Here is a 24,270-nt window from a genome sequence, read left to right on the forward strand (position 1 = left end):
TCTAGGCTTCTAGCTTCTGTGGGCCTCGTGTAATCACGGGGCCTTTTTTACCAGTCGATTCCTTTTTGTGCTTTAATGCCGGCATCAAAAGCATGTTTTACCGGGCGCATCTCTGTGATGGTATCGGCCATTTCCAATAATTCACGGTGGCAACCGCGGCCGGTAATAATAACGGATTGGTGTTCTGGCCGGTGTTTCAGGGCAGTAATAACATTTTCAAGAGGAAGATAGCCGTAACTCACCATATAAGTCAGTTCATCCAGTACCACCAGATCCAAATCAGGATCAGCCAGCATCTCCAACGCGTGGCGCCATACCTGATGGCAGGCTACGGTATCTGTTTCTCGGCTTTGGGTTTCCCAAGTAAAACCTGTTGCCATAACATGGAAATTCACACCATGTTGTTCCAGCAGATTTTTCTCGCCATTCTCCCATTGACCTTTTATAAACTGGATAACACCGGCACGTAACCCATGACCTACCGCACGAGTCACTGTGCCAAAAGCCGCGGTGGTTTTGCCTTTACCATTGCCGGTAAAAACGATGAAAATTCCCCGCTCTAACTGTGCGGCTTCAATACGGGAATCCACTTTTTCTTTCAGGCGTTGTTGCCTTTTTTGGTGCTGGTCATCATTGATTGTCATTATTCGGCTGGTCCTGCTTTGCGTCCGAGTTGTGCATCAAAACTGATGCCTGTTTTGCGCAGACTGTCGCTGCCCATGAGATAAAGATACAGCGGCATAATATCCGCCGGTGTTTTCAGTTTAGCAGAATTTTCGTTAGGGAATGCGTTAGCACGCATATTTGTGCGTGTGCCACCAGGGTTGATGCAATTAACGCGCAGAGAACTGTGTTTATATTCTTCTGCTAAAACCTGCATCATGCCTTCGGTTGCAAATTTAGAGGCGGAATAAGCCCCCCAACCGCTGCGACCTTCACGGCCAACGCTTGAACTGGTAAAGATTAATGATCCGTGGGGTGATTTCAATAATAACGGAAGCAATACCTGAGTTAACATAAAGGTCGCATTGACGTTGACTTGCATAACATCGTGCCATAACTGAACCGGCTGTTCTGCCATCGGTGCGACGGCGCCCAGCAATCCGGCGTTATGTAATACACCATCCAGATGCGGATAATGTTTCGTTAAATCGTCAGCAAATGTTTTACACTCTTCGGCTGTTATGGTGAGTAGATCCAGGGTGTAAATGGCTACAGGGGCGCCACCTGTTTGTTCTATCTCTTTTTTGACAGCTTCCAGTTTGTGTGTGGTTCTGCCAAGTAAGATCATTTGTGCTCCATAACGGGCATAAGTCAAAGCCACTTCACGACCAATCCCATCTCCAGCACCTGTAACCAGAATAATACGTTGCTGTAGGAGGTCATGTTTAGGTTGGTAATGCAACATTTGAAGATTTCCTGTTATTGATAGAGCGATTTATTACCGTCGGAGGCAGTTCAGGCTATCAAAACAGAAATTGATATATTGAGTCAAATTTGTAAAGGCTGATTGCTTAAGAAGTAAATGATGAAACATTGCAGGCGTTAATATCTATTTTTAGTTAGAATGAAAAATATTAATTATCAGAAGACAAAGGTGGGTTTTGTGGAGTATTTATCTCTTTACGGGTTGTTTTTAGCCAAAGTGATAACGTTGGTGTTGGCCGTTATTGCCCTGGCTATATTTGGTATTGGTGTGGGAATGCGGAAATCTTCGCCAAAAGGCGAGTTGAAACTGACAGATCTTGGTGAATCATACCGGGATAAACAGCGTCAAATGCAGCGGGCCCGCATGACCGAAGCCGAAAGAAAAATCTGGCACAAAGAGTTTAATAAACAGCAAAAGCTCGAATCCAAGCAGAAGAAGAGTGAAGCTAAGACAGGGCAGAAAGGATTACAGAAACCTTGCCTCTATGTGCTGGATTTTAAAGGCAGTATGGATGCACATGAAGTAGATTCATTACGTGAAGAGATTAGCGCAGTTCTGGCAGTGGCAGATGCAAAAGATGAAGTTTTGCTGCGTCTTGAAAGCCCCGGTGGAATGGTTCATGGTTACGGACTTGCTGCTTCCCAGCTTGCCCGTCTGCGTCAGAAAGGTGTCCGCCTGACTGTTGTCGTAGATAAAGTGGCTGCCAGTGGGGGTTATATGATGGCTTGTGTTGCTGATCATATTGTTGCCGCGCCATTTGCCATTATTGGTTCTATTGGGGTGGTTGCTCAGATCCCAAATATTCATAAGTTATTGAAGAAAAATGATATTGATGTAGAACTGCATACGGCTGGTGAATATAAACGCACATTGACTTTTTTAGGGGAAAATACAGAGCAGGGCCGGAAAAAGTTCCAGGAAGATCTCAATCAGACTCACGAATTGTTCAAAGAATTTATTCATACACATCGTCCATTGCTTGATGTAGAAAGTGTCGCTACAGGTGAATATTGGTATGGCACACAGGCGAAAGAAAAAGGGTTGATTGACGAAATTGGTGTCAGTGATGATCTGTTAATTGCTCAAATAGAGCATTGTGAAGTTATTGGTGTCAATTTTACACGTCGTAAACGCATGGTAGAGCGTTTCACTGGCAGTGCAATGGAAAGCGTTGATAAACTGTTATTACGCTGGTGGCAGAGAGGAGAAAAGCCTTTGCTTTGATTAAAATCCCCCGGCTTTGAATGAATAAATCCTGGCGTACCCGAAACGGCGTTTTTTCTTAACGCTCAGGGGCGCCTTGATATCGTGTCTGTTAACAGCCCGGCTCTGATTGAACCGTGCCTCGCTCATTTCCCATTGATCGTCAAGATACTATTCCCCTGAAAAACCAGATATTTTATCCCTGTTAAAACATTACAGGTGTTACATAATTTGCTTTACATACCACTTCACCTGTGTGATGAGAATCAGGATTTTCTACACTGATAACTGGTACTCTGGCTTCGCGTTTATGTGTTCTATCTGGCTGATTTCCAAATAAGTATAAGTCACTTTTACACCGCGCCGCCGGCGCATTTGAACGCACTATACATATTCCCAAAAAATGGCGACTTAATTAATAATATTCCGAAGGAAGTAAAGTATTATGGCTATTTCGCAGTACGATATTCATACCAGTCATGCCGTCATCTCTGTTGCTGATACTGGCGGTAACGGGTTACCTGTACTTTTTATACATGGTAATTCGAGCAGTAAAGACGTTTTTTGTCATCAAGTGAGATGTTTTGGCGACGAATACCGCATTTTGACTATTGATTTGCCAGGGCATGGCGCTTCATCAAACGCAGTGGATCCTCGCCGGACTTATTCGATATCTGGTTATGCTCTCTGCATTATTGAAGTGCTGGAAAAATTAGGCATCAATAAAGTTGCTGTTTTCGGATGGTCGCTGGGGGGCCATATCGGGTTGGAAATGATCTCGCGATTCCCTGGAATTGTTGGATTGATGATTTGTGGCACGCCTCCGGTTAGTCCAGGTGCAGAGAATGTCAGTCTTGGATTTAAGCCAAGCCGGTTCATGGCAATATCGGGTAAGGCTTCGCTGACTGAAGAGGAAATGACAGATTATACTCTGGCGCTGTATGGCAAAAACGCGCTTAGTGAACCATTTCTTAGAGCGGCAGTTGCACGGACTGATGGTTTAGCACGGCAATATATGTCCGAAGCGTCCGTTTCACCAGATGTCATGGATCAACGATTGTTAGTTGAAACAAACCCAACTCTTCTGGCGATTGTTAATGGGGCAGAAGATTTATTTGTCAATATTGATTATATTAATGGAATAGCCTACAAAAATCTCTGGACTGATCGTGTTTATAATTTAACCAATATTGGTCATGGACCATTCTGGGAAGCGCCGGAGAGATTTAATGTCATGATGTCGGGTTTTTTCTCCGATCTTCCCCTGAAGATTAAATAATATTCACAGTTTATAGTATAAAGTGTTTTATATACCCGGCAGATATAGTTTTAGAGTGTTTTTATATATCTGCCTATTCGTTTCTTTTCATCCAGAGAAGATTCACCACGGAATACCAATACATTCCCTTTTTGTGCTACATCGTCTACGTGCATACCCTGAATAAAATCCTTGTGTTGGCGGATAATACGGTTGGCTTTTTCCAATAATTGTTCATGTTTAATCGGTGCCGTTCCCTTTCGCATTTCTCAGCCCCTATCAAAAATAATTTGTTGCGCATCATTTTTTATCAGGTAGAGTGTGAACTTTTCATCATGCAGATGGAAGATTTTGTTTACGATTCGTTTCATTCATTTGCATAGCTCATGGGCGGTATCTAAAATACCTCAAATAATTCAACAGGTTTCGAGTTCGGGCAGATCATCTGAATAAAAATAAGTTGATATATTGAGAATCTATCGCAATATAAAAAGAGGTTTTAACAAAATTGCGGAATTCTCCTGCCTAAATTCTTATTGAGAGTGAAGCGAACTTTTAGGATTAGGGGGAAGATGGATAGCCAACAGCCCATAGGGCTGTCAGCGGTCTGTCATACCAAGGGGGATTTTAGCTTGTAGACACCGTGATATGGACGCTGTGAATTCCGCCATCTGAAAAGATAATTAGGTAAAGATAACTATGGGTAAAGCTCTTGTAATAGTGGAGTCCCCGGCAAAGGCCAAAACAATCAATAAATATTTGGGGAGTGACTACGTGGTGAAATCCAGCGTGGGTCATATCCGTGATTTGCCGACCAGCGGCTCAGCCAGCAAAAAGAGCTCGAGCTCATCTACCGATAAGTCTAAGAAGAAGGTCAAAAAAGATGAGAAAGCTGCATTAGTCAGCCGTATGGGGGTTGACCCATACCGCGGTTGGGAAGCTGATTATCAGATTTTGCCAGGCAAAGAGAAAGTCGTGGCAGAGCTGAAATCACTGGCTGAAAAAGCAGATCATGTTTATCTCGCAACGGATCTTGACCGTGAAGGAGAAGCCATTGCATGGCACTTGCGGGAGGTGATTGGTGGTGACAGTGATCGTTTTAGCCGGGTTGTTTTTAATGAAATTACTAAAAATGCCATCAAACAGGCATTTGATAATCCAGGTGAATTGAATATTGACCGGATAAATGCGCAACAAGCCCGTCGTTTTATGGATCGGGTTGTGGGTTATATGGTTTCTCCGCTACTGTGGAAAAAGGTTGCCAGAGGGCTTTCTGCCGGTCGCGTGCAATCTGTGGCGGTACGCCTTGTTGTCGAAAGAGAGCGCGAAATTAAAGCGTTTGTACCGGTAGAATATTGGCAGTTACACGCTGATTTACTGGCGAAAGATGAAATTTCACTGCATATGGAAGTGACTCATAAGCAGGGTAAGCCGTTTAAGCCGGTTAATGGTGAGCAAACTCAGGCCGCCATATCGTTACTGGAAAAAGCCCGTTACAAAGTTATTGATCGTGAAGATCGTCCAACATCCAGTAAACCGGGTGCGCCGTTTATCACCTCCACATTACAGCAGGCCGCCAGCACGCGTTTAAGTTTTGGTGTTAAAAAAACCATGATGATGGCCCAGCGTTTGTATGAGGCAGGGTATATTACTTATATGCGTACTGACTCAACCAACTTGAGTCAGGATGCGCTGGATATGGTTCGTGGTTATATCGGTGATAATTTTGGTGATAAATACCTGCCGAAAACAGCGAATACTTACAGCAGCAAAGAGAATTCACAGGAAGCGCACGAAGCTATTCGTCCTTCCAGCGTTGATGTCATGGCTGAACAGCTGAAAGACATGGATGCGGATGCGCAAAAACTGTATCAGCTTATCTGGCGTCAGTTTGTTGCTTGCCAAATGACACCGGCACAATACGATTCCACAACCCTGACGGTACAGGCGGGTGATTTTGAATTGCGCGCTAAGGGCCGTACATTGCGTTTTGATGGCTGGACAAAAGTGATGCCTGTATTGCGCAAGGGTGATGAAGACTATACTTTGCCTGTTGTTGACATTGGTACTGAACTTGATTTGCAACAACTGCTCCCAAGCCAGCACTTTACCAAGCCGCCAGCACGTTACAGCGAGGCATCCTTGGTTAAAGAACTGGAAAAACGCAGTATTGGTCGCCCGTCTACCTACGCTTCCATTATTTCCACGATTCAGGATCGTGGCTATGTTCGGGTGGAGAGCCGTCGTTTCTATTCAGAGAAAATGGGGGAAATTGTAACTGATCGGCTGGAAGAGAATTTCAACGGGCTGATGAGTTATGATTTTACCGCGCAAATGGAAGATCAGCTCGATCAAGTTGCAAGTAATAAGGCTGAATGGAAAGGGGTTTTAGATGAGTTTTTCACTGATTTCAGTGAACAGCTTGATGTCGCCAATAAAGACCCGGAAGATGGCGGGATGCGACCTAACCCGATGGTGATTACCTCCATTGAGTGTCCGACATGCAATCGTCCTATGGGTATCCGCACGGCGACCACTGGCGTTTTCTTGGGTTGTTCCGGTTATGCGTTATCACCTAAAGAGCGTTGCAAGCAGACGATCAACCTTATCCCTGAAAATGAAATTCTCAACATTTTGGAAGGGGATGATGCGGAAACAAACGCATTACGTGCTCGTCGTCGTTGTAAAAAATGTGGTACAGCGATGGACAGTTATCTTATCGATAACCAGCGTAAATTACATGTTTGTGGTAATAATCCTGCTTGTGATGGCTACGAAGTGGAAGAGGGCGAGTTTCGCATTAAGGGATATGATGGTCCGGTTATCGAGTGTGATAAATGTGGCGCTGAAATGCATCTGAAAATGGGGCGTTTTGGTAAATACATGGGCTGTACCAGTGAGGCGTGTAAAAATACCCGTAAGATCCTGCGTAGCGGAGAAGTTGCTCCACCAAAAGAAGATCCGGTTCCGTTACCTGAACTTCCTTGTGAAAAGTCTGATGCGTATTTTGTATTGCGTGATGGCGCCGCTGGCGTCTTTTTAGCCGCGAATACTTTTCCTAAATCGAGGGAAACCAGAGCTCCTTTGGTAGAAGAGCTGGCTCGTTTTAAAGACCGCCTGCCGGAAAAACTACGCTATCTGGCTGATGCGCCTGTGGCTGATGCTGAAGGTAATAAAACTGTTATCCGTTTTAGTCGTAAAACTAAACAGCAATATGCTTCTTCAGAGAAAAATGGCAAGGCAACGGGGTGGAGTGTGTTTTATGTTGATGGAAAATGGGTTGAGAAAGATAAATAGTAATAATTTTTAAGAGAATCAACACGCTCTTTTTCTCAAAAATGAAGTCATTTTTTTCTATTAAGCCAACCTTATAGGTTGGCTTTTTTCATCTATCAACAGAATTTTAAAATATATGAATTAAAATGCAGCTATAACCTTCGTTATGATTTTTCAATTATTCGTTATATAAATATATAATCGTGTTATAGTGGTTATATGATAAAACATTATTATTTCTATTAGTTATAATAAATAGCAAACAGCAATATCAGGCCAGATTTTAAGTCATAATTGTTCACAGCGTTTATTTTGGGATGGTGCTTATATGAAATTGCAGCAACTTCGTTATATCGTAGAGGTGGTAAACCACAACCTTAATGTCTCATCTACGGCGGAAGGATTGTATACATCTCAACCAGGGATCAGTAAGCAAGTCAGGATGCTTGAAGATGAATTAGGTATTCAGATTTTTTCCCGCAGTGGTAAACACCTAACGCATGTTACTCCCGCAGGTGAAGAGGTTGTCCGAATTTCTCGTGAAGTATTGTCTAAAATTGATGCAATACGGTCAGTTGCCAGTGAACATACTTATCCGAATCGTGGTTCGCTATATATCGCCACTACCCATACACAGGCCCGTTATGCATTACCTCCTGTGATTAAAGGATTTATTGAGCGTTATCCGCAGGTCTCTTTGCATATGCACCAGGGATCGCCAACGCAAATTGCTGAAGCTGTGAGTAAAGGTAATGCTGATTTTGCTATTGCCACTGAAGCGCTGCATTTATACGAAGATTTGATAATGTTGCCTTGCTACCATTGGAACAGAACGTTAGTGGTGACACAGGATCATCCGCTGGCGGGTAAAGAGAATGTTTCAATTGAAGAATTGGCAGAATATCAACTGGTCACTTATACCTTTGGTTTTACCGGTCGTTCTGAATTAGATGTTGCATTCGATAAAGTGGGCCTAAAACCTAAAATTGTTTTCACTGCCACTGATGCTGATGTCATTAAAACTTATGTCCGGTTGGGTTTGGGAGTTGGGGTTATTGCCAGCATGGCGGTTGATCCGGTGCAGGATAAAGACCTTATTAGCATTGATATGCGAGATAAATTCAGCTACAGCACAACTAAGATAGGTTTTCGGCGCAGTAGTTTCTTGCGCAGTTATATGTATGATTTTATGTGGCGTTTTGCACCTCACCTGACGCGTGATGTTATTGATCAGGCGGTTGCTTTGCGCTCAAATGAAGATATCGAAATCATGTTCAAAGATATTAAATTGCCAATCATATAATAAAATAACAAGGGAGATAATGACTTCCATTATCTCCCGGATTTTACTTATCAGGTTGGATCAAACTCACCACTGAAGAAATCATCGGAATCTTCTATTGACATTTTTCTGTGCTTATTAATGAAATTATCAAAACTGGCCTTAAGATCAGGATGTTCGAGCGCTTCGTAGTCTAAGACCGATACTAGGGATGAGTATTCAAAATCAATATGAACATTCTCATTCGAAGCACAACTTGATAAAAAGTTTGAATTATTACTATCGAAATTAATTCGATAGAGTTTCAGTTTTGGAATATATACCGTCTTTTCTCCGACAACCAAGGTATCTATGGCAACTGTCAGCGTCATAGTAGAATAAAAACCTTTATTTTTCCGTATGCCTAAACGAATCGTTTCTCCTTGTTTGGTAAGAAAGTCAGCGAAGTTTACCAGCATATCTGCATTTTCGAATACAACAACATTCATGATAAAATGAAGAAAACTTTTTGAGATACTTAGGCCAGTCAATGAGTCTGTGTAGTTTTTGGATTCGACTTTGCTGGTACCCATTAAAGGGAGTTTGTTGACAACTTGCGTCCAGAATGCCATATCTGTCTTGTATTTCTCTCCATGCTTTTCTGCATGTTTATTGACATAATTAGTTGCAATGGAGGAAAGTGCAATTAATGTTTTACTTAAACTATTCGTTTTTTCCTGAACATCTTTTTGATCAGATAATTGTGTTGCGACAATGAACTGAACTAAGCCATCTTTTTCTTTATATGTGTTTGTATTTTCTATATTAAAATAAGCTCCATCGATGTGGAAGAACTTATTGGCTTCATTGATTTTCTCTATATGATCCTGGTGATTTATAATTGAGTTTCTTATATCCATAATTTTGTCCTTATTCTTTTAATTAATAGTTAGAGTCCAATTTAATTGTTGGCGAACTAATTCTAGCTGATTGTCATTCAATTGTTTACCCGACTAAATCATCAAAATTTATTATAGAAATTCTGATGAACAATCTGAATTGACAAATTGTGTGGTAATAAAAAACAATTATTTGCTTATATGTTATGTTTAACTTGTGCCATTATCATAAGATGGCTCTGAGTGATGCCAACATAATAAGAAGGAGGAGTTATGTCGTTTGATTTGAAAAAGGTTTGTGTTTCAACACTTTCCGCTGCAAGTAAAGAGTATGATTATTACAGTTTACCACTGGTTGCTAAACATTTAGGTGATATTTCCCGCTTGCCTAAGTCAATGAAAGTTCTTCTGGAAAATCTTCTGCGCAATATTGATGGCAACTCTGTTGTTGATGACGATTTAAAAGCGATTGTTGATTGGCAAAATAGCGGTCATGCAGATCGGGAAATTGCTTACCGCCCGGCTCGTGTATTAATGCAGGATTTTACGGGAGTTCCGGCTGTCGTTGATTTAGCGGCTATGAGGGATGCAGTTCAGCGTCTTGGCGGTGATGTTGAACAGGTTAATCCATTATCACCTGTTGATCTGGTCATTGACCATTCCGTTATGGTGGATAAATTTGGCACGGAAAACGCCTTTGAACAAAATGTTCAATTAGAAATGGAACGTAACTATGAACGTTACCTGTTTCTGCGTTGGGGACAACAAGCATTTAACCGTTTTCGCGTCGTACCGCCGGGAACTGGGATTTGCCATCAGGTCAATCTGGAATACCTGGGTAAAACGGTTTGGCATGAAACGCATAACGGGCGTGAGTTGGCTTATCCTGATACCCTGGTTGGTACTGATTCTCACACCACAATGATTAATGGCCTAGGTATTCTGGGATGGGGAGTTGGTGGTATCGAAGCGGAAGCGGCTATGTTAGGACAACCTGTTTCCATGCTTATCCCTGATGTGGTGGGTTTTAAACTCACCGGAAAGCTACGTGAAGGGATTACTGCGACAGATCTTGTGCTGACAGTGACACAGATGTTGCGTAAACAGGGTGTGGTGGGGAAATTTGTTGAATTTTATGGTGATGGGTTAGCTGACTTGCCATTGGCAGACAGGGCAACCATTGCCAATATGTCACCGGAATATGGTGCAACGTGTGGTTTCTTCCCGGTGGATGATATTACGCTGAGTTATATGCGGTTAACAGGGCGCACAGAACAGCAGATTGCTCTGGTTGAAACATATTGTAAGATCCAGGGGCTATGGCGAAATCCAGGTGATGAGCCGGTATTTACCAACAGTCTGGAACTGGATATGTCTACGGTGGAAGCCAGCCTCGCCGGGCCGAAACGTCCACAGGACCGAGTTGCCTTAGCGCGGGTACCACAGGCATTTCAGTCAGCCATTGATCTGGAGATGAATAAAGCGCAAGGAAAAGTCGCCTCAGCCCCCGTTAATCTGGATAACCAGACCTACGAGTTAGAAGAGGGTGCGGTTGTCATTGCTGCGATTACCTCCTGTACCAACACATCTAACCCCAGTGTGATGATGGCTGCGGGTTTACTGGCGAAAAAAGCGGTTGAGAAAGGGCTTAAACGCCAGCCGTGGGTAAAAACCTCACTGGCGCCCGGCTCGAAAGTTGTGACGGATTATCTTGAGATTGCTGGCTTTACGCCATATCTGGAGAAACTTGGTTTCAATCTGGTGGGTTACGGCTGTACAACTTGCATTGGTAACTCTGGGCCATTGGCTGAACCTATTGAAACTGCAATTAAGCAAATTGATCTTACCGTCGGTGCTGTCCTGTCTGGTAACCGGAACTTTGAAGGCCGGATCCATCCGCTGATAAAGACTAACTGGCTGGCATCACCACCATTAGTTGTGGCATATGCTTTATCCGGCAGCATGAAAAAGGATCTGACTAAAGATCCTATTGGTCAGGATCAGCAAGGCAATGATATCTATTTGAAAGACATATGGCCTGACCGGAAAGAAATTGCTGAAGCGGTTGATAAAGTTAAGGTTGGCATGTTCCACAAAGAGTACGCCGAAGTATTTGATGGTGATGAGACATGGCAATCGCTGGATGTCGTCAGCTCTGCAACTTATGACTTCCAACCTGACTCTACTTACATTCGCCACCCGCCATTCTTTAGTGATATGACAGCAGAGCCGGAGGCTATAACGGATATTCACGGCGCGAATATACTGGCTATTCTTGGTGATTCTGTCACCACAGATCATATTTCCCCCGCGGGAAATATCAAAGCTGACAGTCCGGCAGGGCGTTATCTTCAGGAACATGGCGTTGATCCGAAGGATTTTAACTCTTATGGCTCAAGGCGTGGTAACCATGAAGTGATGATGCGCGGGACGTTCGCCAATATTCGTATCCGTAATGAGATGATTGTGGGTGTAGAAGGGGGATATACCCGCCATATTCCATCACAGACACAATTAGCGATTTATGATGCGGCTATGTGTTATCAGGAAGCAAAAACACCATTGGCTGTAATTGCCGGCAAAGAGTATGGTTCTGGTTCGAGCCGCGATTGGGCTGCGAAAGGAACCCGGTTGTTGGGGGTTCGGGTGGTGATTGCGGAATCATTTGAACGTATTCACCGTTCTAACCTGATTGGTATGGGTGTATTACCACTAGAATTCCCTCAGGGCGTAAACCGTAAAACGCTAAATCTGAAAGGTGATGAGACGATTGATATTGCCGGGATGAATAACCTCAAGCCTGGTCAAATCGTACCGGTAAAAATGACTTATGCTGATGGGCGTAAGGTGGTTGTTGAGGCTCGGTGTCGTATTGATACTGGAACTGAACTGGATTATTTCCACCACGGCGGTATTTTGCATTATGTCATCCGCCATATGTTGAAATGATTTTTACATCCCATACAGATGGCGCTAGCATTGGCGCCATCTTTGTCAGCTAAAATAAGTAGAAATTAAGGCTCTTCCGGCAGCAAATGCCCCATTTTTCTGGCTTTGGTATCCAGATAATAAGCATTTTTAGCATTGCGGCCGGTAATTAACGGAACCCGCTCCACAATGTTAATACCTGCTTCGGTCATAATTTCCACTTTTTTAGGATTGTTTGTCAGCAGACGAATAGCATTAACGCCCAGCAATTTATACATGTCTGCACATAAGGTAAAATCACGTTCATCGGCGGCAAAACCTAACTGATGATTAGCTTCTACCGTATCGGCACCCTTATCCTGTAGTGCATAAGCACGAATTTTGTTTAGTAGGCCAATGTTACGGCCTTCTTGCCGGTGGTAAAGTAATATCCCCCGTCCTTCCTCAGCAATTTGAGCCAGAGCTGCTTCAAGTTGAAAGCCGCAGTCACAACGCAGGCTGAACAGGGCATCACCCGTCAGACATTCTGAATGGATCCTGGAAAGAACAGGTTCATTATCAGAAATAGTGCCATATACCAATGCAACATGATCTCGACCTGTGGCGATTTCTTCAAAGCCGATCATCAAAAAGTCGCCCCATGGGGTAGGTAATTTAGCCTCAGCTATCTGTTTTAATTGCATCTTATTGTTCATATGTCGATTCAGACTCGTTATAAGAATGGATTATAAAAAATAATACCGGTCTGGGAAATCAGCTAAAACTGCACAAGAAATTTTCTCTGATTATAACGCACATGTATTCTGCCATATTTACAACCAATTATCTGTGAAAAATCTTCAAATAATCGTATATAAGTAATCCACAATGGCAACTTACTCACTGGAAAAGTGAAACGGGGTATGCTTTTCCTTCCGGGCATACCCTATTTGCTACGAGTTGGTCGTTGTTTTTAGTTGGTGTGTTATGGCCGCGTCGTCGCTATATTTTATCCATAATAGTGATGGTATGGGCGGCGAGTGTTTTGATCAGCAGAATGGCATTAGGTATGCACTGGCCGCAGGATCTTATCGCATCGACGTTAATTAGTGCGGTGTTGGCGATGGTTATTTGTTATCTCACAGAAAAATGGCGGTTGATTAACTTCCAAAAGGATTTAGATAGATAATTGCTTCTTATTTACACTTAGTTAGTGGGAAGATATCGCAAAAAAGCTGAAAGAAGCATTTATCATGATAAATTGCTTCCTTTGCCCAGACTGGAAATGCTAATTTAATGGGCCGTTATGTCTGTTATTTGGCATAATATCCAAGCAACAATAGATAACAGGAAAAAATGTGAAATATTTTCTGATTTTATTACTGGTATTGGTGATCTTTGTCATCTCTGTAACTCTTGGCGCAAATAACGATCAGATTGTTACTTTTAACTATCTGATTGCTAAGGGGAATTACTCTTTATCTACGCTTTTGGCTGTATTGTTCGCTAGCGGTTTCGTGTTAGGCTGGGTTATCTGTGGATTATTCTATCTTCGTACTCGTTTATCATTGGGAAGAGCTGAACGCAAGATTAAGCGACTGGAAACACAATTGGAGCAACCTGCTGAACCTCCGGTTACTCATTCATCGCCTGTATTTAGCAAGGAATAAATTCCCATGTTAGAGCTGTTGTTTCTGTTGCTTCCTGTGGCTGCTGCTTATGGCTGGTATATGGGGCGCAGAAGTGCTCAACAAGATAAACAACAAAATGCTGATCGCTTGTCGCGGGAATATGTTGCCGGGGTTAACTTTCTCCTGTCGAACCAGCAAGATAAAGCGGTGGATCTGTTTCTTGAGATGCTTAAAGAGGACAGTTCCGCTTTTGAAGCGCATCTGACTTTGGGGAATCTGTTCCGTTCCAGGGGAGAAGTGGAACGGGCTATCCGTATTCACCAATCTCTCATGGAAAGCGCTTCTCTGACATTTGAGCAGCGCTTACTGGCGACGCAACAATTAGGCCGCGATTATATGTCTGCGGGTTTATATGATCGTGCTGAAAATATGTTTGTTCAGCTGGTGAATGAAAAAGATTTTCGGCAAAATGCATTTCAATCACTGCTTACGCTTTACCAGGCAACCAGTGATTGGAAAAAAGCCATTGATATCGCTGAAAAATTAGTTAAGTCCGGCAAACATGATTTACGGGAAAAAATTGCGCATTTTTATTGCGAATTGGCCTTACAGGAAATGGGCGGTGATGATCTTGATGAGGCTATTGACTATCTCAACAAAGCTGTCCAAGCAGATAAAAATTGCGCCAGGGTTTCTATCATGTTGGGACGTCTGTTTATGGTCCAACAGGAATATACCAAAGCGGCGGGTTCTTTGAAATCTGTTCTTGAGCAGGATAAAGAGTTGGTCAGTGAGGTATTACCTATTCTCCAGGAATGTTACCAGCATCTGAATCAGATTGATGAATGGGAAAATTTCCTCAAACGTTGTGTCGAAGAGGATAGCGGAGCAGCTGCCGAACTTTTACTGGCTGATATTATCGAGCAGAAAGAGGGCCATGAAGTCGCGCAGATCTATATCAATCATCAATTAGAACGTCATCCGACGATGCGCCTGTTTTATCGCCTGATGGATTACCATTTGGCTGAAGCGGAAGAAGGCCGGGCGAAAGAAAGTATTATTTTGCTGCGGGACATGGTGGGTGAACAAATTCGTACCAAACCTAATTATCGCTGCCATAAATGCGGCTTTACTTCTCATTCAATTTATTGGCACTGCCCATCATGCCGTTCATGGGATTCGATTAAACCCATCCGTGGGTTGGATGGTCAGTGACAATATCACAGTAATATTTCTTTGTTGGTCAAAAAGGTTAAAAAATGACATCGCATACTTTAACATCATTCGGTAAACAGATTAGCTCGCCTGTAATTGTTGCTTTAGATTACGACAATCAGGATGCCGCTTTGGCTTTTGCTGACAAAATTGATCCACAGGATTGCCGCCTGAAAGTGGGTAAAGAGATGTTTACCCTCAATGGTCCTCAGTTTGTTAAGTCGTTGCACCAGCGTGGCTTTGAAGTATTTCTGGATTTGAAATTCCATGATATTCCCAATACCACCGCCAGAGCGGTAGCTGCTGCGGCTGAGATGGGAGTTTGGATGGTAAACGTTCATGCCAGCGGTGGCACCAGAATGATGGCGGCGGCGAAAGAAGCGCTGTTGCCTTATGGTCATGCTGCGCCGTTGTTAATTGCCGTCACGGTATTAACCAGCATGGAACAATCGGATCTGCAAGGTATCGGTATTGATATTACGCCCGCGCAACAGGCTGAAAGGCTGGCAAAACTCACTCAGGAGTGTGGATTGGATGGTGTGGTTTGTTCTGCGCATGAGGCTCAGCAACTGAAAAATGTTTGTGGTCAGGATTTTCGACTGGTAACGCCGGGGATTCGTCCGGCAGGCAGTGAAGCCGGTGATCAGCGTCGTATTATGACGCCGGAACAGGCGGTACTGGCTGGTGTTGATTATATGGTTATCGGGCGTCCGATTACCCGTGCAGTGGATCCGGCGGCGGCCTTGCGTCAGATTAACCAATCTATTGCAGGAGTTATTAATGCAAGATAATAATTCGCGTCTGGTCTATTCTACAGACGGGGGGAGGATTCAGGAAGAAACCGCTAAACCTCAGCGTCCGAAAGGGGATGGTATTGTTCGAATCCAGCGCCAAACCAGTGGTCGTAAAGGAAAGGGAGTTTGCGTTATTACCGGAATTGACGCTGATGATCAGACACTGGTCAAGTTGGCGGCTGAATTGAAGAAAAAATGTGGCTGCGGTGGTTCAGTAAAAGATGGCGAAATAGAAATTCAGGGCGATAAAAGGGATTTATTGAAACACTTGCTTGAAGCCAAAGGGATGACAGTTAAATTGGCTGGTGGTTGATAGAAGGGCGGATATTCGCCCTTTAATACCTATCTGTTCGGACAATATTCTTTTACATGCAGATTTCTTCTCAACTCTCTATTAATGGTTGATAATTTTCGATTAAATGCAATTAACTCTCCTTCTGAAAAAACGAAGCAGGATCCCACTCTGCGTTTTATGATGGGCAGGTTTTAACCGTTGTTTTTATCCCTTTTAACACCTGATTTTTGTTAAGTTAAATCCCGCTAAATTAACTGTTTTATCCGTTTTTTTATTGCGTTATTTTTATGGTTTTCTTCGTAAAATAGCCGGCGATAAAGCACTTGAATAGCCATCTGTTCGGATAATATTCTTTTACATGCGGATTTCTTTTCAACTCTCTATTAATGGTTGATGATTTTTCGATTAAATACAATTAACTCCCCTTCTGAAAAGTTAAAAACATCCAATCTGTTTCGTAAATTATTTTACGCTATGATTTTGGTATCATAATGCACTGTAGACTATTTAAGATAGTTCTTTTGTGAAAATGGGTTTCTTTATGATAAATGTGATTATTATTAAAATTACCTTTTAAATCATAAAGATAACAAATTTATTCTATTTTTTAGTTAAGAGGTTGACTATGGGGAACGATCGTTCTACCATGAAAAGCATGGAAGGTGAGAAGGCGGCAAACATCAGAGAAAACATGTTGGATGCTGTAGATGAATTAATTTACACCAGGGGGATTGCGGCGACAGGTATCGATCTGATAACGCGTACAACCGGTTCTTCACGTAAGACAATTTATCGTTATTTCGGTACCAAAGATGGGTTGGTTGAAGAAGTTCTTCGCCGACGGGATGAACGATGGATGGGGTGGTTTACTTCATCAATAGCTGAATATAAGACGCCTGAAGAGAAATTGCTGAATATTTTTCTGGTATTACAAACCTGGTTCGAAAGTGATGATTTCAGAGGATGTGCATTTATCAATACATCCGGTGAACGGCTTGATCCTGTTGATCCGGTAAGAATTATTGCTAAGGAACATAAAGAGAAAGTTTTTACTTACGTTCTTTCTATTTGTGAGGAAATATCGCCGGATTCATCGGTGGATTTAGCCAGGAAATTTTTGATTCTGATAGAAGGCGCTATTACAACTGCTCATATAATGAATGACAGAAATTATGCTGTGGAAGCAATGAATATCGCTAAGGCATTATTGAATAAATACAATGTGAGTTAATGGAAAATTTAATTATAATTAATTAGGAGACAAAATATGTCTGATATAAAAGAAATTCGCCATCCGGTACCGCCATTTACCCGGGAAACGGCTATTCAAAAAATTCGCTTGGCCGAAGATGGATGGAACAGCCGTGATCCTGCAAAGGTTTCATTGGCTTATTCATTGGATACTCATTGGCGTAATCGCGCTGAATTCGTGCATAGCCGTAAAGAGGCTCAGGATTTCTTAGCCAGAAAATGGGAGAAAGAGCACGAATACCGGCTTATTAAAGAATTGTGGGCTTTTACTGATAATAGAGTAGCGGTTCGTTATGCTTATGAGTGGTGCGATGATTCAGGTAACTGGTTTCGTTCATATGGTAATGAGAACTGGGAATTTAACGAAGATGGCTTGATGTACAACCGCTACGCTTGTATTAATGATCTGCCGATAAAAGAGTCTGACCGAAAATTTCATTGGCCTTTAGGTCGCCGTCCTGATGATCATCCCGGATTATCTGATTTAGGATTGTAATTTAATAGCAAATTGTAGATATGGCTGGTTTATAGGTGTCCCTAATAAGCCAGCCGTGATGCTTTTTACGTTATTAGCATATAAATATTTTTCATAATTTCACGCGACCTTCTTCGATAATATCAGGGCCTAAAAAATTATTATCAGCTTTTTCCTGTGACAGAAAAGAATCCCATGTAGGTTTTATTGGTTTCAGAATAATGGAGTCCTCGATACGGAAAATTTCTAATTCGGCGATACCATCAAAATCCATATCTTTTGGGAGTCTTATTGCCCGGTTATTACTGTTTTTAAATATCGCTACGGTACACATGTGAACCTCCTTTTGTTTAATATATGTGCACAACGCAAGGGAGTTGGTCGGATAAGCGCAGTCTGGCAACAGTTTGCGCTTATCCAACTAAATACCGTCAAAGAGGAAATCGAGTGCCGCCTTTACCTGATTACGGTATTGCGATGCATCGCAAAATTCAGCACCCAAAGCATGAACAGATATACTGGCTAGTTCTTGAGTCATGACAGCATATTCTTTGTCATCTATCAGCCTGATAAGGGGGATCATTCGAACAGGGCGACTGCTGTCAGGATATTTTTCAACTGGCAGCAGTGGGATCACAATTCGGCGGTTTAACTGCCCGATAATGTCACTCGTGACGTCCAGCAACAGGGGATAAACAACGGTTTTCCCAGTATTACGGTAAACGGTGAATTGCATCGTTAAAATGTCCTGTATTCATCACTGAAACAACCATGTTCGTCATGGAAACGGTTTAACGCCTCCAGAGCTTCTCTATTATCTTCCTGCCATTTCAGCGCCTCGCGATGACGTAATTCGGCATCTAAGGCGGCGGTCAGTGTAGCACTAAAGTTAATACCTGCTTCACGTGCCCGGCTCAGTAAACTTCGTTCTACAGTCATTGTGACGCTCTGTGTGTTGCGTTGTCTTGCTGTCATGATTTATCTCCGGTGTTGAGTGTGCGTGTAGTATACACGTATACGTACACGAGTTGTAGTTCTGAATGTCGGTTTTTTATGCTCTCCAAGCCCCGATATTGAAAGTTTCGATAAAAAGGTGGGGAGGGGCTCCCCACCTTAGTTTGGTGTTTTAGATGATATAAAGGTACGTTTTAATTATCTATAAATAAGAAAGGTGCTATACCGACGATTTTTTCTGTTGTGAGATTATGGTGCAAATTTACCGTAATAACAGAATAGATTATTGCGCCCTCGGCAGTGAATGTCGCCTCTCGTCGCCGGCGTGACATAATAACCGTTGGTTCTAACTTAGGTTCATAGCCACCACCAAGGCCGGTGTCATGTACTGATTTCATGTTCATCCTATTAAGCTCTTCACGACAGGCGACAAAGGTTATTTCGTCATACTTTGACATCTTTTCGTCTGTTTTCATCAGGGCAAAAATATCAGACAGTTTTTTACGGTTTCCTGCTTCAGGGCTAACCACGAGTACATCATATTTAATGATTGCCGTATCGTTTGCTCTGTTTTTCCATATTGCCGCCTTAACTTCTTCATCAGGCATTTTTTCGTAATATTTGATACCATAATTTCTTACCCTGCCATGATTTGATCTATTAGCTTCTACTCCGGTAGCAAGCAGATAGTTTTCAACATCATTGGCAGTCATATTTTGAATATCGTTTACGGTAAAAGTTTTATCACCTATTTTTACATTAGCCAGACTTGCTGTGTTGCCTGCTTTAATTGTTGCATAAGGTTGTACAGTCAAGCCGCTATTACTCAATGTAACATCAAAGGGAGAATTCAATGGGTTTTCTGGTGCTTCCAATAATGTCTTATTGTGGGGGCCAAGGAACTGGATCGTTTTCCCTGCCGGGACTTGTGTAGTTGCACTGTCAGAGAAAAAATATCCGTGTGAACTTAGCATCAATTTATTGGCAGGTTCATTTGGTACTGTCCATAATTGGAATGCACCACCCAACTCAATTCTCTGTGGCTCTAATTGAGGATAGCTTTCTTGTAAATGTTTAATCCTGGTTTCCGCTTTTGTTTTTCTAATATCACCTGTTCCAATATCTGTTTCTGGTTTCTTATTGGCTTTTCTCCATTCTCTCACTCTGTTTCGATAATCGGTTGCCGATTCATCGGGCATTTTTTCAGGTTTTCCATCGCCCACGCCCATGACATTTCGGTGTGATTCATTTATGTTTATTTTGATATTTGTCAGCGGAATTTGACTATCGCCCTTGCCAGAATAAGGTCGGATAATATACTCATTTTTGCCTTTAAATATGGCGTATTCTGCTCTGAATCTATTTTCCGTTAACAAGGCTGAATTATTCTCCAGTAAATAATCAGAATTACTGAAATCAAATAACGTATTTTCATCATTGACGTAATATTGTGTTCCCACAATACGCGATTCTTCCAGTGCAGAAAAACCACCACTGACTTTCTTATCAATCATTTTATTATCGATAGAAGTAAACCATGTTGGGTAACGATTATAATAGATATGTAGCATCTCATGATATAAGGCAATAGCGGGTTCACGGGAACGCCAAGGTTCCTCGGTAATCTTTTCTTCCATGCCAATCAGATGGTTATCTGGATCAAAGGCGATACTGCTACCAGCGCTGTTTCTGGCATAAAATTGCCCATCTTTTTCGCGTACAATGGCACTCATCATAGGAGGCTGTATATTTAAACCCTGTTTTTCAAGTTCCTGAATAACGATATTTCCAGAGGGTATTTGGTCTATTTCGTTTAGTGCATGGGTGACTTGATTAATAAATAGTTCATTACCTGTTATTGTGATCCCCACAGGAGGAATATCAACACGGTTACTCTCTATCGATACATATTGAGCCGTATTTGAGATATTGCCAGAAGTATATTTTGGCATCGATGTGAACGGTATTTCCTCGATGGCAAGGGCAATTTTATTTATCTCTGCTTGGTTGGGTATTTGATTTTCAAAGGAAAATATTTCTTTTAGTAAATAAGGAAGTTCGGTTTTGATAGCATTAATTTTTTCAATCGAAATACTCGGATTGTTTTGTAATGGTAAGATAACTTCACGGATCCAAGCCTGCTGGATATCTACTATCTCTGTGCTGAGTAGAACTGTCTTATCTCCAAGTTTTAGTGATTTTTCGAAAAAATGTGTTAATGTGTCAGTAATATCTGATAGTTTATCAATATCATATTTTTCACAATTTTTGAATGCAGTATTGATATGAATAAATGCATCTAATATCTTATCGTGATTAATATTACTGTATGCTGCTTCAAGTTCCTGATCTATTTTTTTACTTTGTTCCAGAATAAGAAATTTATTAGATACATCGGCATGAGTCATCCAATGCCCATTTTTATCTAATTTAACCGCAGGCCAGTAACTAAATTGTTCGAGGTAAGCCGGGTTGACGACACGCCAGGTGTGATTTGCTTCATCCCATTTGACTTGATAATTAGCGCCAGACTCCTTTATATAGTAGTTTTGTTTTACGGCTGCTTCTACATTAGCAGAGCGTATTGAATAGATCCCTTTATATATTCCGTCATTTGAATGAGATGCTATTCCGTCGAGTGGAAGATGACTGACTTTCCATTCATCTTTAAGTTTACCTAATCCTTTGACGCTTTTGCCAAAAATATCAGCGAAACTCTTCTCAAGTTTAATACTATTTCTCATTGCTCCTACTGCGCTTATTACTCCCCGGTAAGTTAAGGTCAGTGTTGATCTGATTGGTAAAGGTTCGATTAAATCGATTAATCCACCGAGCAGAATGCTGGAAGATTGACGTAGGGTGATTATGCCATGTTCTGGTAATGTTCTGATGACTGCTTGAATTAACGCTCTCCCGGACAGACCGGCTTGTCTGAGGCGCAATGTGGTTTGTGTTACTTTTGCAGCCATTGATTCAGTCAGTGACATGCCTAAGGTGGCAACAACTAACAGCACATTTGCTGTATCAAAGATAATTGAACCAATATCTTCTCCCGTTAATTGATATTCACTATCGGTTGTTGATTTATAGATAACATTGTAGAAAGGAATAAGAATAGTTGCTGCTATATGCCACCCAGAGGTAATATCCAGCGCTTGTTTACTTTTTATTGCAATATCGTTTAAACCTTGCTGTATTATTGTTGCGGTAACAGAAAGTAAGTTATCTTCTTTATAAAAATTAAATTTAGGTGAACCTGTGAAACTAATTCCTACATTCATTCCTGACGTTATACCATAATAATCATTCCAAAATGCATCGTAAGAATGTTTATATCTGCTTGTTTCTGAAAAACCAATCAGCGTGTTAGAACGCTCATAGCCAATCGGAAAAAGCCTTTTCCCGGTATTGACCATCATATTTGGCATTAATATGCCCATGCCTATCTCCATTTTTAGCTCAATTAAAAATAAGGCATGGGGTCTAGACATGGCTCGTAAGGTGGGATGGCTATCAACCTGTTGTTGGGTATATTTTTTTGCTTTTATTCCTCCTTGTATTGTTGAGACAACCAGCCAATTACCTTGATACATTTTTATCATGGCGACATTTCCCATACCCTGTTCCACTGAATAGAGAAAAGCTTCTTCTGGTGGGTTAACAATTTCTTCGACAGTTAATTGCGCAGCAGGAGATGAGAATATTAATTTACTGAGTGAAATGGATTCATAATGACTGTATTGGTTTTTATAAACATTAAATTGCTCATTAAAATTGTATTGTGAATCAAATTTATCTCTCTTTTTGAAATCGATAAAAGAAAAATACCCTGCCGGCTTTACATTTTTTTTATTGAAAGGGGTAAGTTTTATCTTGTCATTTTCAAATGATTTTATTGTTTCTAATGTCGAGTAATTAAATGCCTGTTCCACATTAGCATTTTCTTTTCTCATTCGATAAATGATTGCTGCTGTTAAAATAATACAGCCTTCCATATCAATATGTTTTGATTCCTGAGTAAGAACATGATCAGTATCATATTGAATATTATATTTTTTAAATAATAACTCAGCCTGATTTTGGGCGAAAATAACATCGCGATAATCACCATGACCTTTAGTCATTTTTCCTACTTTAGGTGCAATTTGATAAAGCAGGGCACCTAATGAAGATAAAACTAATAAATGATATTTAGCTGCTTGTAGTGTTTGCAGTTCAAAAATATCTTTCTGGCTATATTCGGTGCGATTTTGGTTTTTTAGTGTTATCTCTTCTTTGGCTAATTGGGCTAATAATATATCATCGCCAATATTAATACCTTGATTAATTTCCGAGTGAGTAATGGGTATGCCTGGATTAATATTAGTTGAGGTAATTAGCTTCGCTACCTTTTCAATGCCTTGTTTATATGAATTAAAAAGATCTTCTTTATCTTTAATTCGTTGGTTATAATCTGACTTTTCTTTATCACTTAACTCTATATTACCATCTGACATAAAAGTCAGCAGTGCATCTGAATAGATTTCATCATCGATATCGCCTATAGAAAATGCCTCACGATATATTTTCAGTAGGGGTTCTTCGGGGTTGATACCTAATTCGTCCCATACATCTATTTTGATTTTATCTGTGGTGACTTCATCTTTATGCAGATTTTCTAGTTTGTTAATAATCTCCATCTTTGCCAGTAGAGTATTTATTGCTGTATCGCTATCTGTCTTTTTGTAATCTTTTATAAAAATAAGATTGAGAATGTTATTTATTGTATGCAGTAAATCAGAATATTTTATTTCGGAATAGTTGTCAAAAACTATGCTCAACTTTTCTTTTAGAGAGTTTTGGAATTCAGGTGAATATTGATGATAAGAAGATAGATTTTCAACTATGTATAGGCCCGTTGATTTAATATCGGATGTGATCCAGGTTGGGTAATTCTGATTACCCTTCAACAGAGAGACAAATACCTCATCGCTATTCTTATTACATTTATTATCTTTGCAATCTTCGTTACTATTACGCTGGTATTCCCAATATTTTCCCTGGACTACAGCATGTTCTGTTTCTTCTTGATCAGGATGTCGTTGATTCCAGGATGAAGATTCTGCTATTGGAGATAAAATGCTGTTATTTTCTCCTTTTGCATAGGGTGCATTACTATTGGTATTTTCAATATCATAATCGGAATGTGACATATAATCCTCCTAGTTGATTATATTTATAGATGAAAAATAAGAACTACAATGTTGTCATATGTTTTTTTACAATTTTGTTTCACTGCATTTACCAAATTAATGGAAGGATGAATGGGGATGATTATCAGCATCAACTGAATCACTACCACATTGATCTGATTTATATTGATTACTATTGATAATTAAATATTACCCATAACCTTAAAATCACATTAATCAAGTTGGTCAAT

21 protein-coding genes are annotated in these 24,270 nt (G+C 41.1%); 12 read left to right on the forward strand and 9 right to left on the reverse strand.

From position 1 onward, the window contains the following. Window positions 1-47: 47 nt before the first annotated feature. Window positions 48-644, reverse strand: coding sequence for a cob(I)yrinic acid a,c-diamide adenosyltransferase (gene cobO / locus VY86_RS19100; RefSeq protein ID WP_046976136.1), 597 nt, complete (start codon window positions 642-644; stop codon window positions 48-50). Further along, window positions 644-1,405: a YciK family oxidoreductase gene (locus tag VY86_RS19105; RefSeq protein WP_046976974.1), complete on the reverse strand. Its 762-nt coding sequence runs from the start codon at window positions 1,403-1,405 to the stop codon at window positions 644-646. The genes cobO and VY86_RS19105 overlap by 1 nt, the downstream gene beginning before the upstream one ends. Window positions 1,406-1,606: 201 nt before the next feature. Between VY86_RS19105 and sohB the strand changes: the two genes are divergently transcribed. Next, the gene (gene sohB / locus VY86_RS19110) at window positions 1,607-2,653 is read left to right on the forward strand and encodes a protease SohB (RefSeq protein ID WP_046976975.1); all 1,047 of its coding nucleotides are present in this window, start codon (window positions 1,607-1,609) and stop codon (window positions 2,651-2,653) included. Between the two features lie 424 nt (window positions 2,654-3,077). Continuing rightward, window positions 3,078-3,911, forward strand: coding sequence for an alpha/beta fold hydrolase (locus tag VY86_RS19115; protein ID WP_046976137.1), 834 nt, complete (start codon window positions 3,078-3,080; stop codon window positions 3,909-3,911). A 50-nt stretch (window positions 3,912-3,961) separates the two neighbouring features. Here VY86_RS19115 and VY86_RS19120 read toward each other — a convergent pair whose 3' ends face one another. After that, entirely contained in the window at window positions 3,962-4,156 is a 195-nt protein-coding gene (locus VY86_RS19120; RefSeq protein ID WP_046976138.1) for a DUF2498 family protein, read from the reverse strand. A 433-nt stretch (window positions 4,157-4,589) separates the two neighbouring features. Here VY86_RS19120 and topA point away from each other — a divergent pair, with 433 nt between their 5' ends. Further along, window positions 4,590-7,187: a type I DNA topoisomerase gene (gene topA, locus VY86_RS19125; protein WP_046976139.1), complete on the forward strand. Its 2,598-nt coding sequence runs from the start codon at window positions 4,590-4,592 to the stop codon at window positions 7,185-7,187. A 307-nt stretch (window positions 7,188-7,494) separates the two neighbouring features. Further along, on the forward strand, window positions 7,495-8,469 hold the full coding sequence (gene cysB, locus VY86_RS19130) for an HTH-type transcriptional regulator CysB (RefSeq protein ID WP_046976140.1): 975 nt from the start codon (window positions 7,495-7,497) through the stop codon (window positions 8,467-8,469). A 50-nt stretch (window positions 8,470-8,519) separates the two neighbouring features. Here cysB and VY86_RS19135 read toward each other — a convergent pair whose 3' ends face one another. Beyond that, window positions 8,520-9,347: a hypothetical protein gene (locus VY86_RS19135; protein WP_046976141.1), complete on the reverse strand. Its 828-nt coding sequence runs from the start codon at window positions 9,345-9,347 to the stop codon at window positions 8,520-8,522. Between the two features lie 252 nt (window positions 9,348-9,599). Between VY86_RS19135 and acnA the strand changes: the two genes are divergently transcribed. Further along, window positions 9,600-12,275, forward strand: coding sequence for an aconitate hydratase AcnA (gene acnA / locus VY86_RS19140; RefSeq protein ID WP_046976142.1), 2,676 nt, complete (start codon window positions 9,600-9,602; stop codon window positions 12,273-12,275). Window positions 12,276-12,340: 65 nt separating this feature from the next. On the opposite strand, the gene ribA is transcribed toward acnA, so the two are convergent. Next, the gene (ribA, locus tag VY86_RS19145; protein WP_046976143.1) at window positions 12,341-12,937 is read right to left on the reverse strand and encodes a GTP cyclohydrolase II; all 597 of its coding nucleotides are present in this window, start codon (window positions 12,935-12,937) and stop codon (window positions 12,341-12,343) included. A 170-nt stretch (window positions 12,938-13,107) separates the two neighbouring features. On the opposite strand from ribA, the gene VY86_RS23705 reads away from it, so the two are divergent. From VY86_RS23705 to VY86_RS19175, 7 genes are all read left to right on the forward strand, one after another. Further along, entirely contained in the window at window positions 13,108-13,422 is a 315-nt protein-coding gene (locus VY86_RS23705; protein ID WP_082111263.1) for a phosphatase PAP2 family protein, read from the forward strand. A 169-nt stretch (window positions 13,423-13,591) separates the two neighbouring features. Beyond that, on the forward strand, window positions 13,592-13,903 hold the full coding sequence (locus VY86_RS19150; RefSeq protein WP_046976144.1) for a LapA family protein: 312 nt from the start codon (window positions 13,592-13,594) through the stop codon (window positions 13,901-13,903). Between the two features lie 6 nt (window positions 13,904-13,909). Next, a complete protein-coding gene (lapB, locus tag VY86_RS19155; protein WP_046976145.1) occupies window positions 13,910-15,079 on the forward strand; it encodes a lipopolysaccharide assembly protein LapB in 1,170 nt (389 codons plus the stop codon). A gap of 44 nt (window positions 15,080-15,123) precedes the next feature. Beyond that, window positions 15,124-15,870 (forward strand): orotidine-5'-phosphate decarboxylase, encoded by a 747-nt coding sequence (gene pyrF / locus VY86_RS19160; RefSeq protein WP_046976146.1) that lies wholly within the window; start codon window positions 15,124-15,126, stop codon window positions 15,868-15,870. Beyond that, window positions 15,860-16,186: a stress response translation initiation inhibitor YciH gene (gene yciH, locus VY86_RS19165; RefSeq protein ID WP_021325445.1), complete on the forward strand. Its 327-nt coding sequence runs from the start codon at window positions 15,860-15,862 to the stop codon at window positions 16,184-16,186. The genes pyrF and yciH overlap by 11 nt, the downstream gene beginning before the upstream one ends. A gap of 607 nt (window positions 16,187-16,793) precedes the next feature. After that, entirely contained in the window at window positions 16,794-17,399 is a 606-nt protein-coding gene (locus VY86_RS19170) for a TetR/AcrR family transcriptional regulator (RefSeq protein WP_046976147.1), read from the forward strand. Between the two features lie 36 nt (window positions 17,400-17,435). Continuing rightward, window positions 17,436-17,915 (forward strand): nuclear transport factor 2 family protein, encoded by a 480-nt coding sequence (locus VY86_RS19175; protein WP_046976148.1) that lies wholly within the window; start codon window positions 17,436-17,438, stop codon window positions 17,913-17,915. Between the two features lie 91 nt (window positions 17,916-18,006). On the opposite strand, the gene vapB is transcribed toward VY86_RS19175, so the two are convergent. The 4 genes from vapB to VY86_RS19195 all read right to left on the reverse strand — a co-directional run bounded on the left by vapB (window position 18,007) and on the right by VY86_RS19195 (window position 24,040). Further along, a complete protein-coding gene (gene vapB, locus VY86_RS19180; RefSeq protein WP_046976149.1) occupies window positions 18,007-18,228 on the reverse strand; it encodes a type II toxin-antitoxin system VapB family antitoxin in 222 nt (73 codons plus the stop codon). Between the two features lie 87 nt (window positions 18,229-18,315). Beyond that, complete coding sequence (locus tag VY86_RS19185) at window positions 18,316-18,630, reverse strand: CcdB family protein (protein WP_046976150.1); 315 nt, start codon at window positions 18,628-18,630, stop codon at window positions 18,316-18,318. 2 nt (window positions 18,631-18,632) lie between these two features. Further along, on the reverse strand, window positions 18,633-18,869 hold the full coding sequence (locus tag VY86_RS19190; RefSeq protein ID WP_046976151.1) for a type II toxin-antitoxin system CcdA family antitoxin: 237 nt from the start codon (window positions 18,867-18,869) through the stop codon (window positions 18,633-18,635). A 173-nt stretch (window positions 18,870-19,042) separates the two neighbouring features. After that, a complete protein-coding gene (locus VY86_RS19195) occupies window positions 19,043-24,040 on the reverse strand; it encodes a putative adhesin (protein WP_082111264.1) in 4,998 nt (1,665 codons plus the stop codon). Between the last annotated feature and the right edge of the window lie 230 nt (window positions 24,041-24,270).

It is taken from the genome of Photorhabdus thracensis, from assembly GCF_001010285.1.
Classification (GTDB): Bacteria; Pseudomonadota; Gammaproteobacteria; order Enterobacterales; family Enterobacteriaceae; genus Photorhabdus; species Photorhabdus temperata.